Source organism: Pseudoalteromonas sp. Ps84H-4, from assembly GCF_024124645.1.
In the GTDB taxonomy this organism is placed as follows: Bacteria; Pseudomonadota; Gammaproteobacteria; order Enterobacterales; family Alteromonadaceae; genus Pseudoalteromonas; species Pseudoalteromonas lipolytica_C.
Genome location: NZ_JAMXSK010000005.1, coordinates 110,863 through 128,698, shown reverse-complemented (window position 1 = coordinate 128,698; position 17,836 = coordinate 110,863). Strand labels below are relative to the sequence as shown.

General features: G+C 42.4%; 12 protein-coding genes and 1 tRNA gene. 6 read left to right on the top strand and 7 right to left on the bottom strand.

Annotated elements, in window-relative coordinates:
• Window positions 1-180: 180 nt before the first annotated feature.
• Both NH454_RS07125 and NH454_RS07120 read left to right on the top strand, forming a co-directional pair.
• A complete protein-coding gene (locus NH454_RS07125) occupies window positions 181-2,238 on the top strand; it encodes a TonB-dependent receptor (protein WP_253038629.1) in 2,058 nt (685 codons plus the stop codon).
• A 96-nt stretch (window positions 2,239-2,334) separates the two neighbouring features.
• The gene (locus NH454_RS07120) at window positions 2,335-3,519 is read left to right on the top strand and encodes an MFS transporter (protein ID WP_253038628.1); all 1,185 of its coding nucleotides are present in this window, start codon (window positions 2,335-2,337) and stop codon (window positions 3,517-3,519) included.
• A 14-nt stretch (window positions 3,520-3,533) separates the two neighbouring features.
• Here NH454_RS07120 and NH454_RS07115 read toward each other — a convergent pair whose 3' ends face one another.
• The 5 genes from NH454_RS07115 to NH454_RS07095 form a co-directional block, all read right to left on the bottom strand.
• Window positions 3,534-3,944 (bottom strand): GFA family protein, encoded by a 411-nt coding sequence (locus NH454_RS07115; protein WP_253038627.1) that lies wholly within the window; start codon window positions 3,942-3,944, stop codon window positions 3,534-3,536.
• Window position 3,945: 1 nt separating this feature from the next.
• Entirely contained in the window at window positions 3,946-4,959 is a 1,014-nt protein-coding gene (locus NH454_RS07110; protein ID WP_135923640.1) for a fatty acid desaturase, read from the bottom strand.
• 46 nt (window positions 4,960-5,005) lie between these two features.
• On the bottom strand, window positions 5,006-7,177 hold the full coding sequence (locus tag NH454_RS07105; RefSeq protein ID WP_253038625.1) for a GGDEF domain-containing phosphodiesterase: 2,172 nt from the start codon (window positions 7,175-7,177) through the stop codon (window positions 5,006-5,008).
• A gap of 535 nt (window positions 7,178-7,712) precedes the next feature.
• Window positions 7,713-7,797, bottom strand: a tRNA-Leu gene (locus tag NH454_RS07100).
• 176 nt (window positions 7,798-7,973) lie between these two features.
• Complete coding sequence (locus NH454_RS07095) at window positions 7,974-9,626, bottom strand: acyl-CoA dehydrogenase family protein (protein WP_253038623.1); 1,653 nt, start codon at window positions 9,624-9,626, stop codon at window positions 7,974-7,976.
• 140 nt (window positions 9,627-9,766) lie between these two features.
• Between NH454_RS07095 and NH454_RS07090 the strand changes: the two genes are divergently transcribed.
• The gene (locus tag NH454_RS07090; RefSeq protein ID WP_253038621.1) at window positions 9,767-10,267 is read left to right on the top strand and encodes an RDD family protein; all 501 of its coding nucleotides are present in this window, start codon (window positions 9,767-9,769) and stop codon (window positions 10,265-10,267) included.
• A gap of 65 nt (window positions 10,268-10,332) precedes the next feature.
• On the opposite strand, the gene lptG is transcribed toward NH454_RS07090, so the two are convergent.
• Together lptG and lptF are read right to left on the bottom strand one after the other, a co-directional pair.
• Window positions 10,333-11,400 carry an LPS export ABC transporter permease LptG gene (gene lptG, locus NH454_RS07085; protein ID WP_135923636.1) on the bottom strand — a complete coding sequence of 356 codons (1,068 nt, stop codon included), beginning with the start codon at window positions 11,398-11,400 and terminating at the stop codon, window positions 10,333-10,335.
• Window positions 11,397-12,509 (bottom strand): LPS export ABC transporter permease LptF, encoded by a 1,113-nt coding sequence (lptF, locus tag NH454_RS07080; protein ID WP_135923635.1) that lies wholly within the window; start codon window positions 12,507-12,509, stop codon window positions 11,397-11,399. Before lptF ends, lptG begins: the two co-directional genes overlap by 4 nt.
• A 322-nt stretch (window positions 12,510-12,831) precedes the next feature.
• On the opposite strand from lptF, the gene pepA reads away from it, so the two are divergent.
• From pepA to NH454_RS07065, 3 genes are all read left to right on the top strand, one after another.
• Complete coding sequence (pepA, locus tag NH454_RS07075) at window positions 12,832-14,346, top strand: leucyl aminopeptidase (RefSeq protein WP_135923634.1); 1,515 nt, start codon at window positions 12,832-12,834, stop codon at window positions 14,344-14,346.
• Between the two features lie 114 nt (window positions 14,347-14,460).
• The gene (locus NH454_RS07070; RefSeq protein ID WP_199526111.1) at window positions 14,461-14,907 is read left to right on the top strand and encodes a DNA polymerase III subunit chi; all 447 of its coding nucleotides are present in this window, start codon (window positions 14,461-14,463) and stop codon (window positions 14,905-14,907) included.
• A gap of 23 nt (window positions 14,908-14,930) precedes the next feature.
• Window positions 14,931-17,786, top strand: a complete 2,856-nt coding sequence (locus NH454_RS07065) for a valine--tRNA ligase (protein ID WP_253038619.1) — start codon at window positions 14,931-14,933, stop codon at window positions 17,784-17,786.
• Window positions 17,787-17,836 lie beyond the last annotated feature (50 nt).

The window sequence follows — 17,836 nt, the reverse complement described above, 5'->3', positions numbered from 1 at the left end:
CGATTTTGACTTTTTACAACGCTAATTACCGAAAATAGGGCAGTACTTTTCATGCTGATTTAAAGTGCGAATTTTTAGCGTCATAAACACAACGTAAAAAGTTATTAATCGCGAAAGCTTTTACCCATCCTAAAAAGCAGTTACCCTTTGATTTTTGTTGTACCTAACCAAAGGGTTTTCATGAAGTTGTCGATACTCTCAGTGCTTGTGAGCACCTCATTAATTAATCAGCAAGCGATTGCTAATAATGAGCTAGAACATATTACAACAACCGCCTCGCGCAGCGAGGTATTGGCAGATCCACTGCCTGTTGTGGTTAGTAGTATTTCACAAAAGCAACTGACGCTTATCGCTCCAACCCATATTGAACAAGCCCTAAAGCAAGTTGCCGGTGCTAATCTTCAACATGGTAACGGCCAAGAGTATTTACCCGCCTTACGTTCGCCTGTGCTATCAGGTGCCGGTGCTTGCGGTGGTTTACTTACTGCTGAAGATGGTATTCCACTTCGCGCAGCTGGCTTTTGCAACATCAATGAATTATTCGAAGCCCATACTGAAATGGCTGAACGTATCGAAGTACTGAAGGGTCCGGGCTCTGCTCTTTATGGTTCAAACGCAGTGCATGGTGTGGTCAACGTGATCACCCCAGATACAACCTATGACCACAACCAACTTGGTTTTGATTACGGTTCGTTTGGCTATACCCGCTATAAACTAGGTACGGGTCGTGACTTTGGCAAGCAAGGTTTAGGCATTAATGCCACGATCACCCGAGATACGGGTTATCGCGATGACGAAAGTGTTGATCAAGAAAAGCTCTCGCTACGTCATCGTTTTGATGGCGAAAAACTAAGTGTAAGTACAGGCCTTACTTACACCCATTTAGATCAGCAAACGGCTGGCTACATCGAGGGCTTTGAAAGCTATAAGGATGAGCAAATAGCACAGTCTAACTTTGACCCTGATGCATTTCGTAAGGCCCGCTCTTTGCGTGTTTGGTCAAAGCTAAATTGGACACAAAATGAAGCTAACAGCTTTACCCTAACGCCTTATATTCGTGACCAAAGCATGACCTTATTTAAGCATTTTTTACCGGGTACTCCCCTTGAAGAAAATGCTCAGCAAGGTGTTGGCCTACAATCTAGCTGGCAGCATAAGTTGACCGCTTCTAGCCTGTTAACTGTTGGCTTTGATGGTGAGCTTACTGATGCTGATTTTTTACAATATCAAGACGGCCCCACTCAAGGCTCAGCGTTTTTAGTCGCCACCGTGCCACAAGGCAAACATTATGACTATCAAGTAACAAGTACCCTATTGGCACCATTTGTTAACCTTGATTGGCAACTTGATGAGTTACTCATCAGTCTTGGTGGTCGCTACGAGCGTATGCGTTATGACTACAACAACCAAATGTTGGCTGGTCGCACAAAAGACGATGGCACAGCATGCGCAATGGGTGGGTGTCGCTATTCTCGACCAGAAAGCGGCGTAAATCGCTTTACTAACTTCTCGCCTAAGCTTGGTTTAAGCTATCAATATGCTGATAATCAGTTTATCTATGCCAATGCTTCTGAAGGTTATCGAGCACCGCAAGCGGCAGAGCTTTATCAGTTACAGCGCGAACAGAATGTCGCAGATCTTAAATCCGAAATAGCTAAAAACCTAGAGCTTGGTTTAAAAGGTCAACAAGCACAGCTGCATTATGTAGTTAGCATTTATGCAATGAATAAAGAGAATACTATTTTCCGCGACAGTGACTTTTATTACGTCAATGATGGTCAAACCCAGCATCGCGGTGTTGAGCTTGAGTTGGCCTATGCCATTACACCAAGCTTATCGATGCAGTTAGCAGCGAGCCACGCCAAACACACTTACAGTTACGATCAATTACTTGGCGGGGTTAATATTAATGGCAATTTCATCGATACTGCACCACGTAACATCGCAAACTTACAGCTACTTTGGCAAGCAAACGACATAACGCGTGTTGGACTTGAGCTACATACCACCAGCAGTTACTTTACTGATCCTGAAAACCTGCATAGTTACGAAGGCCACTCGCTAGTTAACTTAAGAGCGGCGTGGCAATTAACAGCAAACTTTACGGTGACTGCACGAGTGAACAATTTAACCGACGAGCGTTATGCTGAGCGTGCTGACTACACCACATTTAGTGGCGACCGCTACTTTCCGGGTAGACCGCGCAATGCCATGTTATCAGTAAGTTATCAGTTTTAAGTAACCGCATTTATTGGTGAGCTATCTCATAGTTCACCCACGCTGTTTAGTGTTTTGGTATGATAAATGTACCTCTTGCTATGATTTCTAAACAGCGTGACATCATCTCAAAACTTATTTCGTAACCTTGTTTTAGTGCTGGGCATTTTTCTTATTGCAGCCAGTTTAAGAGCACCGATCACTGGCATTGCACCAGTACTTGAACAGATCATTGAACAATTTAAGTTAAATGCATCGCAAGCCGGTATGTTGACGACTCTACCTTTAATCGCGTTTGCTATTGCCTCGCCTATGGCGGCAAGTCTTGCTAAAAAGTGCGGCCTTGAAGTATCGCTATTTATTGCTCTTGTACTAATAGGCATAGGGGTTATATCTCGTGTTATTGATTCTGCCACTGTGCTATTTATTGGCACCGCAGTGATTGGCGTAGGTATCGCGATTGGTAATGTGCTATTGCCAAGCCTGATAAAAAGAGACTTTCCACATAAAGTGGCAGTGATGACATCTAGTTATGTTTTAGCAATGGGCATATTTGGTGGCAGCTATTCAGCACTTATCATTCCGCTGGCAGAATATAAAGAACTTGGCTGGCAATTGGCACTCGCAAGTTATGGCTTATTGGTTGTACTGGCAATAGTGGTGTGGTTACCGCAACTTAAGCAACATACCATGCCAAAACAGTCTCATGTACCTGGTAGCACACAAAGCAAAATTTGGCACTCAGCACTTGCTTGGCAAATCACTTTGCTGCTCGGTTTCAACTCATTTTTCACTTATATCATGCTAGGTTGGCTACCCAGTATACTTATAGAAGGTGGCCATAGCGCTCAGCATGCAGGTGCTTTGCAAGGCGCCTTTCAAGTTTCCTCGGCACTGCCGGGTATTGTGCTTATTCCACTACTTGCCAAATTAAAAGATCAACGCATCTTAACCCTAAGCCTGGCGTTACTTGGTGCGCTTTGTTCAGTCGGGTTATTAGTTGCACCTAGTTTTGCGACACTCTGGTCGATCACGCTAGGTTTTTGCTCAGGTGCGTGTTTTATCTTAGGCTTATCATTTGTAAGTTTGCGAACTCATGACTCAATGCAAGCCGCGGCATTATCAGGTATGGCACAATGCATCGGGTATTTACTAGCTGCAACAGGCCCTATTATTGCGGGGTCCTTACATAGCTATTTTAATAACTGGGCAGGAGCACTTTGGCTGTGTATTGCATCAAGCCTACTGTGTGCATTATTTGGTTACTTAAGTGGCCGAAATGTCACTATCGAGCAACAATAAAAATGAAACCGCACCTATTTAGGTGCGGTTTCAAAGGCACTCATGTCACTTAGGTTATCGAGCCAAGGTTTATGTGAACGATACCAAATATGGGCTTTAGGGATAAGCTCATCAGCTTGCTCTACAGCGCCAATTCGTAAGCCATAAATACGCTCACCAGCTCCTACAGAAGTAGCATACAAGGCTGTACCACAGTTACCACAAAATCCTTGCGCACGTTGATTACCACTTTCAGCGATTTTTATATATTCTTTTGGTGAAGCACCTGTGAAGGTAACCCCATCTGGCACAGACACCACAACCGTGCGAAAAGGCCCACCCGAGATAATTTGGCAGTCAGTGCAGTGACAGTTAATCACTTTATTTTCATCAACTTCTGCATGGTAAGTTACCTCACCACAATGACAACGACCGGTAACCTTCATATTAAACTCCTTGTTGAGATGACTGCTCTTTTACTGGGTAGTGATTGGCATGTTTTAAGCTTTGTAAGTCATTAAAACGTACCCCATGCTGGGCCATAATAGGATGTATTTTTTTGCTGATCAATTGCCTAATGTAAAAGGGCTGATTCGGCACAAAATGATGGATTGTATGCGTGCGGCCAAAATCAAAACAAAATAACTGAAACGGTAAAAACCAGCGGCTGGTGATCACATGCGTTTGCTCAAGCAAGTTATTTACACCGCCATAATAATGCATGGAAGATGTCACTAAGTTAAGAGAGCTCGAACGAATCATATTAGGCACAATAAGTACCACCATTAAAAACTCTGCCATCGCCAGTAATTCAGCTCCCCATGTTGGCAATGTAAATGGCTGCACAAACTGCACAGCGTAATAAGCAATTACCCCATAAAGAATCGCAAAGTACGCGGTTGTAATCGGAAAGCCTGCATTAAACACGCGTAAAAACTTAAAACCGCTAATTTCTTTACTAAATCGCTTGGTATTCACAAGCAAACCTAGCAGGCCATCAGTAATGACCAAGGCTCTCAAAAATGGCGATTTAATGCCATTGCCCACTAAGCGCTCTTCTAAATCTTGTGAGGTGCCGGATACTTTATGGTGATGTAAATGAATTTTTCTGCGATACCAAGGGTTAACCGTATTGGGTCGCATTAGCCACACGGTTAACATCATTAGGTTATGAATATAAGGGCGATTACTAAAATACTGCTTGTGGATCAGGTCATGCTCAAGCTCATGGGATATCGAGGTAATAAAAGCAGCCAGAATGATACACAGCCATGCAGGTATAATAGCTAGGTAATAAAGTGTCGCAACGCCAATCAGTGCGCTTAACGACATTAGTAAAATAACCATCGCAATGGTGTTTTGCTGGTTGAGTATAGGGAAACGTGTTCTAAGCGACTGCTCTTCGACCTTAATGGCAGTAACAATCGCCTTTATGTTTTGCTTTGCGGTTAATTTTGACATCACAAGCTTTGCTAACTGGTTGATATCAAAATCATACCGTAATTACCTACTGCTCTCGAGAAAATTGCGTTAAAAATGGCACTACATCATTTGCTGGCAATGGCTTAGAAAAGTAATAGCCTTGAATATAATCACAACCCGCTTCAGTTAGAACCGCTAGCTGCTCACGCTCTTCAACCCCTTCAGCAACAACTTTAATACCTAACACCCGACTCATTTGGATAATCGATTTAACCAGCGCTTCGTCACCTAAATCAACATGCACTTCATCAATAAATGACTTATCAAGCTTAAGTACATCAACCGGGAAGCGGCGCAAATAACTAAGGGACGAATAACCGGTACCAAAATCATCTAATGAAATTAAACACCCTGCTTGCTTCAACTGCTTTAATACATCGAGATGGTTTGTATTTTCTGGCGCTAGCACACTTTCAGTTAACTCAAATGAAATTTTTGATGGTTTAACACCCTGTTTTTTAATGATTTCAAGCCATGTATTACGCTCAGGGTTAAACTCAGTAAACTCAAATAAAGAGCGATTCACGTTAAAAACAAAGTTTTCATAACCTTCTGCTTCTAACGCTTTTATTTGCTGACAGGTTTTAATCAACACAAGTTCACCGAGAGGTATAATCACTCGAGACTCTTCAGCTAACGGAATAAACTCAACAGGTGATACCCATTGCCCTTGATTATTCCAACGCACCAAACTTTCGAATTTAGCAACCGTGTTATTTTCAACATCAATAATCGGCTGAAAATACACCTCTAACTCGTTATTTTTAACCGCTTGCGTTAATTGCTCAACTAATAGGTTATGCTTTTTAACCTTAATATCCATATCTTTACAGAAAAATAAGTACTCTTCTGCAACTTGCTTTGCATTTAATGTAGCCAGCTCTGCTTGTCTTATTAAACGACGAGCAATTTTTTCTATTTTATGTTGCGATGTTGTATCACTGGTTTGCTCTAATCTGCTAATACCCAATGTAACTGATATTTGTTGATTGATACCACCAATTGAAAAAGGCTCAAGCAATAACGTAGTAACCTGTTTACATACATGTTCAAGTTCACTCGTGTGCTGATAGGTCTGCAAGATAGCAAAACTATCGCCATCTATTCGCGAAAAAGCACATTCTTTAAAATGGCGTTCAAGTCGCTCTGCTAACTTACATAAAACCCTATCACCAAATGTTAAGCCGTATACCGTGTTAATATCTTGGAACTTGTCGATATCAAAGTAAATTACAGCTAAATTGGTATCCACATCGTCTTGATAAGACAGCGACGACACAAGCTGGCACAAGTACTCTTTAAAATAAAAGCGATTGGTTAAACCGGTGAGCTGGTCATGATTCGCATGAAAGTAGATTTTCTGTTCTGCTTCTTTCTTCTCAGTGATATCAAGAATAAACGCCACATAACAATCTTCACCATTATTTTGCATTTTGGTTATAGATAAAAATTGTGTATATAGCGTACCTTGTTTGGTCTTGTTAGTGATTTCACCGGACCACTTACCCTCAGTATTAATTTGGTGCCACATTGCTTTGTAAAAGTGAGGATCATATTTGTTTGAGCTTAAAATTTTTGGGTTTTGCCCTAAAACTTCATCCAACGAGTAGCCCGTCATTTTCGTAAATGCGGTATTCGCGTAAGTAATATGTACATTGTGGTCGCAAATAAAAATTGCTTCGTGGCTTTGTTCTATAAGTTGATTTGCAAAATCGAGTTTAGCAATAAAGCGGTCTTTCTCAATTTCACGTTGAATAAGGCCGGTAAATAATGAGAAAAACGATTCTATTTGCATCGCGTCGTTTATTTCATGCTGAAATAGTGCGACAAGAATAGTATTAGTTTTGCCAGACACGCTTTGTAGAGGTACCCCTACATAAGCTTCAACTCCCATGTCAACGAGCATCTGATCGTTTGGAAATAGCTGCTGAACACCAGCACTATAACTAGAAATACTGCCGCATTTTACATCGTTACAGGGGGTATAGCGGATATCGTAGCTGATGTTTTCAACAATTTCGTCATGCGCAGCCAAAGCAATGGTCGTCGCATGTAACGTTGACTCATCAACTTGAGCTAAAAAAACATAAGAGGCACCAAGTACTTCAGACAAGGAAAGGCATATTGCATTATAAAAGTTTTCACTTTTAAGATTAGATATACTTTCAACAATACGTTTTAAGTCGTATGTACCCACGCGATGCCACCCTACCGATTCAATGCACTAAGTGATTGACTTCACTTATACTTAGACCACAAATTGTATTATAAGATTGTTCTAAACACCATCGGACACTAGTCTAAAATGATGACATTGCGAGCAAAAAAGCACACATTTTTCGGGGTTATTTAATAATTAAGCATAGTTCGAACTTGACCGCTTATAAATAGAACAAAAGTTGCTTTAATAGTGGCTGAATTGGTACTTAGATTTGAGTTATAGGTGCTAGGCTCTGGGTGCTAGGTTCTAGGCTCTGGGCAAAATGTACCCGTAGGAATGGCTTTAGCCATGAATTATGTTTTTTAGCATTGCTGGTTTGGTGTTATTTGGGTAGGTTTTGCTAGTTCGGCACTAAAGTACCTCCTACAATACCTTTACGAATTGAATTGCTGAGGGTGGTTTCAAAAACCAATAACCGCACCGATCGGCTAAAAACTGATAGCTGATAGCTGATGGCTGATAGCTTTTTCAGGCATAAAAAAACCCTAACCAATTGGCTAGGGTTAAAAAGTGGTACCAGTAGGCGGACTTGAACCGCCACGCCCGAAGGCAACGGATTTTGAATCCGTCATGTCTACCAATTCCATCATACTGGCTTCATTTTTCTTTAACCTTCTAAACACGAGAAGATAAAGAAAAACCACTTTAGAGCAAAAACTTTTTAAACTGCTTTTGTCTCTATGCCAAGCATTATACAAAGAATGGGTAAGGCAGCAAGCCTTTTGTGCGCAGCGGCTACTCAACCGAACAATTATTAAACAAGTTGTTAACTTTAGAGTTTTGGCATCATTCTCGAAACAATGGCCTGACAATCAATATCACAACTAAGGCAACCATATTGACTAAACCCCACACCGGTTAATCGGCTTTTCACAAACGCATCTGCTATAAACGGTTCGCCAAATTGCAATAGCGTTGCTGCTTGCCAAAGCTGTGCCAGCCTTTCAATTATGCGCCGAGCATGCATTTCGAAGTTTGCGGTATCTGTGAGTATTTCTTTAAGTTCATCGAGTTTTATCGCAAAATCAGGGTGCAAACTGCGCGCTTTTTCAAGCTCATTGATAAGCACCTCAAGTGATTCAGGTTCACGGCTAAACACGCGCAAAAGATCAAGGCACTGCACATTACCAGAGCCTTCCCAAATAGAGTTAACTGGTGCTTCTTTATAAAGTCGGCTGGTAATGTTGTCTTGAACATAACCCACACCACCAATACATTCCATAGCCTCATAAGTGTGCTGCACTGCCCGCTTACAAATCCAATATTTACCGATTGCCGTGGCACTGCGTATCAATGCCACTTCATTGCTATCATCTTGATTATCAAGGGCATGAGCAATACGCATTGAAATCGCAAGTGCAGCTTCTGCTTCAATAGCTAAATCAGCCAGCACATTGAGCATCAGTGGCTGTTGATGCAGATTTTTCCCAAATACACTGCGCCCAGATGTATGCCATATTGCTTCTTTTACTGCTTGTAACATCAACGAACTTGAGCCTAGCATGCAGTCGTAACGAGTTAGAGCAACCATTTGAATGATTGTAGCAATACCTCTTCCTGGCTCCCCGAGTAACCAGCCATGCGCACCTCTAAATTCAATTTCAGAACTCGCATTTGATTGATTACCTAACTTATTTTTTAAGCGCTGAATATACATGGCATTTTTCTCGCCAGTTTCGAGCCAGCGTGGCACTAAAAAGCAAGATAATTGCTTTTCATCGGTATTAGCGAGTACTAAAAATGCATCACTCATGGGCGCTGAGCAAAACCATTTGTGGCCGGTTAAAGCATATAATTGCCCTGCACCACTCTCATTGATGGCGTCGGCTTTGGTGGTGTTAGCTCTAACATCAGAGCCACCTTGTTTTTCGGTCATCGCCATACCTATGGTGACACCCTTTTTTTCGTACCAAGGTTTATTATCTGAATCGTAATGATTTGCCAGTATTTTAGGTAGCCACATAGCCGCTACATTTTTTTGACTGGCTATTGCAGGCACACTGGCAAAGGTCATGGTTAATGGGCAGCCGGAGCCCGGATCAGCATGGTTGTGGAGCACCGCCATCGCTGCTCTTACAACATGACTACCAGCCTTTTTTTGTTGCCAAGGCAATGCGCAGTGCCCTTGCTCTATGGCATGCTGCATCAGCTGATGATAACTTGGATGATAATCAACTTGGTCTATGCGATCGCCAAAGCGGCTGTGTGTATTTAGTTCTGGCAAGTGTTTATTTGCTAAGAACCCAGCACGCAATAATGTGCCGCCCACTTGCTCTCCAAACGCCGTTAAATGTGCAGCCCCCCATTGCCCTGCAAAACGGTTTTGCCAATACTGAAGCACGCTGTCAGCCTTATAGGCGTTGTAATTTTCAAGCGGTTTAGGTTGATTAAATACCTGATGGGTTTCACTTTGAGAAACAGCCATAGTTGTGTACTCATTTTTATTATTTTCTTTACTATAGCAGGTCAGACCTGTTTGTCGACGCGCTAAAGCTTCGCTAAGTATTTCTTGTTTGCTAAGTACTTTGCTAAACTACTGCGCAATTTAATTGGATGAGATAGTTTATGTCAGCTGAGTTTCCACGTGCCGGTTTCTGGCGCCGTTTTGCCTCTTTAATTTACGATACCTTAGTTGTAATTGCTTTTGCGATGCTGACAACTGTACTGTATTTATTAGCTGTTCAAGGGCTAATTTCATTAGATGTACTTAGCATTGGCAACGCCGAAGATGTATCGGCATTCATTCAAAATTCGCCATTACTTTATGGGATTCGTAGTGCGTTATTGGTAGTGGTGAGTATTAGTTTCTTTAGCTATTTTTGGGCTAAAAGTGGCCAAACTATTGGTATGCGTGCATGGCGTTTGAAGGTGCAAACCCTCGATGGTCGCTTAATGAGTTGGCATCAAGGTGCTATCAGAGCGATTACTGCGCTATTAGGTTTAGGGAATCTAGTGGTGTTGGTTGATTTTAAAAATAAGCGCGCATTGCAAGATTACATCGCAAAAACAGAAGTTATCACCTTAACCAAAGAAGAAAATAAACGTATTTATCGCTCACTTGATTAAGCAACAAATCAAGCACAAAAAAAGCGTGGCTCAAAACCACGCTTTTTTTGTGTCTTAAACGAGCATTACACCCGTTTATTCAATAAGTAAGTAGCAAAGCCAATAAATAAAACACTTGGCAATACAGCCCCTACCACGGCTGGAATTTGATACACCATAACCACAGGACCAAAAATCTCATTGGTTAGGTGAAAAGTGATACCTGTGATCACGCCCATAATGATGCGTGCGCCCATTGTCACGGTACGAAGTGGTCCAAATATGAATGATAATGCCACTAATAACATCACGGCTATCGATATAGGCTGCATAATCTTACGCCACAATGCTAATTCATAGGTGCTCGTATCTTGCTCATTCTGTTTCAAATAGCTTAAATAAGACCATAATCCAGTGAACGATAAAGCCTCAGGTTTTACAGATACAACCCCTAGCTTTTCGGCGGTAAGTTGGGAGCTGTAAAACTCTTCACCTTGTTGCTCGGTAGTGATCTGTTCAGGTGTAATCATTACCTTATTAACATCGCGAAGTAACCAGCCATCCTTGCGGTTGAGTGCTTCTTCAGCTTTCGTAATTTGTGTTAATTGCAGTGACTTATCAAAATGATACATGTGTACACCGCGAAGTATGCCTTGTTGATCAACATCTTCGATATTTATGAAGTTGTTACCATCTTTTGCCCACACCCCTTGTTTGGCATTAAAAACATCCCCGCCATAAATCGCTTGGTTACGGATATCTTTTGCCTTGAGCTGTGCTTCTGGTGCACCCCACTCACCTAGTGCCATCATACAAATAGCCATAAACATAGCGGTTTTCATTACTGAAACAATAATTTGCAGCCGTGACATCCCCGCCGCTTGCATGACTACCAGCTCACTGTTTGAGGCCAGCGCACCAAGTCCCGTTAAGCCACCAATTAGCGCAGCCATCGGAAAGAAAATAACTAAATCGCCTGGCATACTATACAGTGTGTAAATAAGGGCTGTTGCAATATCATAGCTACCACGACCAACCGATTTTAACTGCTCAATAAACTTTATTAGGGTGCTAATACCCACCAATACCATTAAGGCAAAACCGGTTGTTTGAATTATGCTGCGACCTAAATACCAGTCGAGTGTTTTCATCATGCGCTTAACTCCCGCTTAGTCACTACTGCTTTTAACCACGCACCGAGCGGACGACCTTTAATAATCAAGAACCCACCAATAAACAAGGCTGATAAATGGATCCACCACAAACCAATTGAAGGCGGAATTTTGCCATCTTCAACAGCAAACTTAGCGGCATTCAGTAATATGAAATACCCTAAATATAAGCTGATTGCAGGCACTAATTTAGCAAATTTACCTTGACGTGGATTTACCACACTTAAAGGCACTGCTAATAAAGTTAATAATGGAATTGAAAGCGGAATAGCTAAACGCCATTGCCACTGCGCAATTGCTTCAGTGGTTTTCATTTTAAACAGATCAAATGTTGGAACAGCTTCTAATTTACGGCGCTGATGCTCAATTTCTTGATCTTGGATTTGCACACTATAGCCATCGAATTCGGTTAAGTTAAGGGCAGCTGTTTCGCCATCGGTTTCGTAACGTTTACCGTCGTTTAAAACAAGTTGTTGCTCACCATTTTCTTGTTCAATCACCACCCCACGCTCAGCATATACTAAACGGGCTAAGTCACCTTTCTCTCGGTCTGGCAACTGGGCAACAAATACTTTGTGAAGCTCTTTGCCACCATTTTCAATATTGTGAATAAACACAACCGCTTTTTCGTTCCCGGTTTGCTGAAAACGTCCGGCACGTAAAGCCGACAAGCCAGCGTCAGCTTTAGCTTGCTCTTTTAATTGATATTCTTGCTCACTGGCCCATGGCGCGATATAGAGTGTAAGCGCCCCTGCTAATACGGCCATAGCAGTGCTTGAAATAAGTGTCACTCGAACCACGTACCACTCACTCACACCACATGCTCTGAAAACTGTCATTTCGCTGTCAGCATAAATGCGACTGTACGCCAAGATAATACCCAAGAAGATACTTAAAGGCAGAATAAGTGAAGCAAGTTGAGGTAGTTTTAGTGCAATCATCGAAAGCACAAGCTTAGCAGGAAGCCCCCCTTCAGAGGCGTCTCCTAAAATAACAACAAACTTTTGAGACACGAAAATAGTCATCAAAGTTAAAAATACGGCGACCTGCGACTTTAAGACTTCAGTGGTCAAATAACGAAAAATTAGCAATGCTCGCCCCTGTTAAACATCGAGTTTCACTGGAATAGTAAGGAATTTTGAGTAAACTAGTTATTTTACTCACTTTATTATATGCCATCAAAGTTAAATATCATACCTAGCAAGAACATATAATCTTGCTTAAATGGTACAGATGGCCTCTATTATGTGATATTGATATTCACATTAAGATAAAGTTCAAAAACACATAAATAGAGTCACAGTTTATGTACTAACATTAGTGCTTATAAACTAAAAAATGTAAGAAACAGCTCAAAATGAATTTCTTACCCTTATTTTACGAAGGTATTTAGACTCAACATCAGGAGTAACAATGGAATTTAGCGTAAAAAGTGGTAGTCCAGAAAAACAACGTAGCGCATGTATTGTAGTTGGCGTTTATGAGCCACGTCGTTTATCGCCCATTGGTGAACAGCTAGATAAAATAAGTGACGGTTATATCTCAAACTTACTTCGCCGCGGTGATCTTGAAGGAAAACCTGGTCAAGTATTGTTATTACACCACGTTCCCAATGTACTGAGCGAGCGCGTACTGTTAGTTGGTTGTGGTAAAGAGCGTGAGCTTGATGACAAACAATACAAACAAATCATCTCAAAAACGATTAACACGCTAAACGAAACAGGTTCGATGGAAGCTGTGTGCTTTTTAACTGAGCAACATGTTAAAAGTCGTGACACCTACTGGAAAGTCCGCCAAGCAGTCGAAACGACACAAGACTGTTTATACACATTTAATCAGCTTAAAAGCAAAAAGAGCGATCCACGTCGCCCGCTTCGTAAAATTGTTTTCAACGTACCAACACGTCGCGAGCTAACGATTGGCGAAAGTGCAATTGAGCATGGTTTAGCCATCGCTGCGGGTAGCAAGTTATGTAAAGATGTTGCCAATATGCCACCAAACATCTGTAACCCTGCTTACTTAGGTGAGCAAGCAAAGGAGCTTGCAGAAAACTTTGATAACGTAACTGTTGAAATTATTGGCGAAGAAAAAATGGCTGAGCTGGGCATGAATTCATACCTAGCGGTTGGCCGTGGTAGTGCTAATGAGTCAGTAATGTCTGTCATCAACTATCAAGGTGGCGACAAAGATCAAGCGCCAATCGTCTTGGTTGGTAAAGGTTTGACCTTTGACTCAGGCGGTATTTCAATCAAGCCAGGCGAAGCCATGGATGAAATGAAGTACGACATGGGTGGTGCTGCAGGTGTTATTGGTGCTATGCGCGCCTTGGTACAAATGCAGTTACCTATTAATGTGGTTGGTGTACTTGCCGGATGTGAAAATATGCCTGGCTCAAACGCTTATCGCCCGGGTGATATTTTAACAACCATGTCAGGTCAAACTGTTGAAGTGTTAAATACCGATGCAGAAGGCCGGTTAGTATTGTGTGATGCATTAACGTATGTTGAGCGTTTTGAACCAGATACTGTTGTCGACGTAGCGACACTAACTGGTGCGTGTATCATTGCGCTGGGCTCTCATGCTACGGGTTTACTCTCAAACCATAACCCACTTGCTCATGATTTACTTAAAGCGTCTGAGCAAAGTGGTGACCGCGCATGGCAATTGCCACTGTGGGATGACTACCAAGAGCAACTTGAAAGCCCGTTTGCTGATTTCACCAACTTAGGTGGCCGTGCAGCAGGTACGATTACTGCAGCGTGCTTCTTATCTAAATTTACCAAAAAATATAATTGGGCTCATTTAGATATTGCAGGCACAGCGTGGCGTAGTGGCGGTAAAAACAAAGGTGCTACAGGCCGTCCGGTCCCAATGCTGACACAATATTTACTTAACCGTGCAGGCGTAAACGAAGCCAATCACGACTAACAAGCTAAACATAGCTAAATAAGGCGCCAAATGGCGCCTTATTAATTGAAGCAATACGCGTTCTATGTCAAAATCCCTGCTTTGATCTGTGTATCTGTGGGGACACCCGTCACAATGAGTATGAACGCACAATTTTACGTTCTAAAACAAGATGATAATGCCCAGCAATCAACTGACGCACGTTTCGATCTCGCGGCAAAAATTGCTGCTGATCAGTATCGTCTTGGTCATCGCGTATTTATTTACGCCGATAACACTGACATGGCCCACACAATCGACGACATCATTTGGTCATTTGAACCAGATAGTTTTGTACCACACAACCTACAAGGTGAAGGCCCTAAAGGTGGCGCACCGGTTGAAATTGGTATGACTCCGCCCGTCGGCAACAGAAAAATATTAATCAACTTAGCTGAACACCTGCCGGATTTTATTCGCCGTTTTCAGCAAGTATTTGACTTTGTACCCATTGAGCCAAACGCTAAGCAAGCCGCCCGTGAGCGGTTTAAAAAGCTTCGCCAACTGGGCGCTCACATTGCAACGCAAGAAATTGACATTTAAGCATTTATTTAAGGTTCTGTGTAATGGATAAAACCTATAATCCGCAAGATATTGAACAGTCTTTATACCAAGACTGGGAAGAAAATGGCTACTTTAAACCGTCTGGCCAAGGTGACGCATACTCAATTATGATCCCGCCACCAAACGTCACGGGTAGCTTACACATGGGCCACGCGTTCCAAGATACCATCATGGATACGCTAACGCGTTTAAAGCGTATGCAAGGCAATAATACATTATGGCAAGTAGGTACTGACCACGCGGGTATCGCAACACAAATGCTTGTTGAGCGTAAGCTTGCTGCTGAAGAAGGTAAAACACGCCACGACCTAGGCCGTGATGCATTTATCGAAAAAATCTGGGAGTGGAAAAATCACTCTGGCGGCACTATCACTAAACAATTACGTCGTTTAGGTGCTTCTGTAGATTGGGACCGTGAACGTTTCACTATGGACGAAGGTCTTTCTGAGGCGGTTAAAGAAGTATTCGTACGTCTTCACAAAGAAGATCTAATCTACCGTGGTAAGCGCCTAGTAAACTGGGACCCTAAACTACACACAGCTATTTCTGATCTTGAAGTTGAGAACAAAGACAAACAAGGTCACATGTGGAACTTACGTTACCCACTTGCTGATGGCGTAACAACACAAGACGGTAAAGACTATATCGTTGTTGCCACAACGCGTCCTGAAACAATGCTAGGTGATTCAGGTGTTGCGGTTAACCCTGACGATGAGCGTTACCAAGATCTGATCGGTAAAGAAATTTTACTACCTATCGTAAACCGTCGTATTCCAATTGTTGCCGATGAGCATGCAGACATGGAAAAAGGCACTGGTTGTGTAAAAATCACCCCTGCCCACGATTTTAACGATAATGAAGTGGGTAAACGTCACCAGCTTCCTATGATCAACATCTTCAATAAAGATGCTGCGATATTAAGCGAAGGCGAAAGCTACACATTCGACGGTAAAGAGCTTGAATTAGATGCGCCAATTCCTGAGCGTCTACATGGCCTTGACCGCTTTGATGCACGTAAAGCGATTGTGAGCGAATTTGAAGAACTTGGCCTACTAGAAAAAATTGAAGATCACAGCTTAACAGTCCCTTACGGTGATCGTTCTGGCGTAGTGATTGAGCCACTTCTTACTGACCAGTGGTACGTGCGCGTAGCACCTCTAGCTGAACCAGCAAAAGAAGCGGTTAAAAATGGCGATATTAAATTTGTACCTCAGCAATACGAGAACATGTACTTCTCGTGGATGAACGACGTACAAGATTGGTGTATTTCACGTCAGCTTTGGTGGGGTCACCGCATCCCTGCTTGGTACGACAACGAAGGTAACGTATATGTTGGTCGTGACGAAGCTGAAGTACGCCGCGATAACAACCTTGCTGATGATGTTGCACTTAAGCAAGACGAAGACGTTTTAGATACTTGGTTCTCATCTGCGCTTTGGACTTTCTCAACGCAAGGCTGGCCTGCAAACACTGATGATTTAAAAACTTTCCACCCGTCTGACGTGCTGGTAACAGGTTTCGACATCATCTTCTTCTGGGTTGCTCGTATGATCATGATGACCATGCACTTCATCAAAGATGAAGACGGCAAGCCACAAGTACCATTTAAAACCGTTTACGTAACAGGCCTTATCCGTGATGAAAACGGCGATAAGATGTCTAAATCGAAAGGTAACGTTCTTGATCCTATCGACATGATTGACGGTATCGACCTTGAAAGCCTAGTTGAAAAGCGCACTGGCAACATGATGCAACCACAACTAGCGAAGAAGATTGAGAAAAATACTCGCAAAACATTCGAAAACGGTATCGAAGCACACGGTACAGACGCGCTACGTTTCACCCTTGCAGCAATGGCTTCAACGGGCCGTGATATCAACTGGGATATGAACCGCTTAGAAGGTTACCGTAACTTCTGTAACAAACTATGGAACGCGAGCCGTTACGTATTAATGAATACAGAAGAGCAAGATTGTGGCTTCGCTACAGATGCTGAAAAACAGTACTCACTTGCTGATCGTTGGATTTTAGGCCAGTTTGAAGCAACCGTTAAAACCTATACTGAGCATCTAGAAAACTACCGTTTTGACTTAGCAGCAAACACCATTTATGAGTTCACTTGGAACCAATTCTGTGACTGGTACCTAGAACTGACTAAACCAGTATTGTTTAAAGGTAACGAAGCACAGCAACGTGGTACTCGTCATACTTTGATCACGGTATTAGAAAGCCTACTACGCTTAATGCACCCGTTAATGCCTTACATCACAGAAACGATTTGGCAACGTGTTGCACCACTTGCAGGCATTGAAACTGCGGGCACTAGCATCATGGTTCAAGGTTTCCCTGTTTACAATGAAGCAAATGTTGATAGCCAAGCAATGGCTGACCTTGAGTGGGTTAAGCAATTCATTCTTGCTATTCGTAACATCCGTGGTGAAATGGATATCAGCCCAAGCAAGCCATTATCGGTATTGCTTGCTAATGCGTCTGACGAAGACAAGCGCCGCTTAACGGATAACGAAGCATTCTTAGCGTCTCTTGCTAAGCTTGAAGAGTTCACGCTTCTTGATAACAAAGACGAAGCACCTGCATGTGCAACATCATATGTTGGCAACCTTGAGATCATGATCCCAATGGCTGGCCTAATCGATGTTGAAGCTGAATTAGCCCGTATCGCGAAGCAGCTTGAAAAAGCAGAAAAAGGCTTAGCACAGGTTCAAAACAAGTTAGCTAACGAGAAGTTCGTAAATAATGCTCCAGAAGCTGTGCTTGCTAAAGAGCATGCTAAACTGGCTGAATTTACAGATGCGAAAGACAAACTATTAGCGCAAAAAGCGAAAATCGAAAGTCTATAACAGCATATATAAAGCGCGATTTATTCGCGCTTACAAAAAAGCCGCGCTAT

Coding starts and splice junctions, on each gene's coding strand:
- NH454_RS07125 (WP_253038629.1), top strand. CDS start 181: ATGAAGTTGTCGATACTCTCAGTGCTTGTGAGCACCTCATTAATTAAT.
- NH454_RS07115 (WP_253038627.1), bottom strand. CDS start 3,944: ATGAAGGTTACCGGTCGTTGTCATTGTGGTGAGGTAACTTACCATGCA.
- NH454_RS07110 (WP_135923640.1), bottom strand. CDS start 4,959: ATGTCAAAATTAACCGCAAAGCAAAACATAAAGGCGATTGTTACTGCC.
- NH454_RS07095 (WP_253038623.1), bottom strand. CDS start 9,626: ATGGCTGTTTCTCAAAGTGAAACCCATCAGGTATTTAATCAACCTAAA.
- NH454_RS07090 (WP_253038621.1), top strand. CDS start 9,767: ATGTCAGCTGAGTTTCCACGTGCCGGTTTCTGGCGCCGTTTTGCCTCT.
- lptG (WP_135923636.1), bottom strand. CDS start 11,400: ATGATGAAAACACTCGACTGGTATTTAGGTCGCAGCATAATTCAAACA.
- pepA (WP_135923634.1), top strand. CDS start 12,832: ATGGAATTTAGCGTAAAAAGTGGTAGTCCAGAAAAACAACGTAGCGCA.
- NH454_RS07070 (WP_199526111.1), top strand. CDS start 14,461: ATGAGTATGAACGCACAATTTTACGTTCTAAAACAAGATGATAATGCC.
- NH454_RS07065 (WP_253038619.1), top strand. CDS start 14,931: ATGGATAAAACCTATAATCCGCAAGATATTGAACAGTCTTTATACCAA.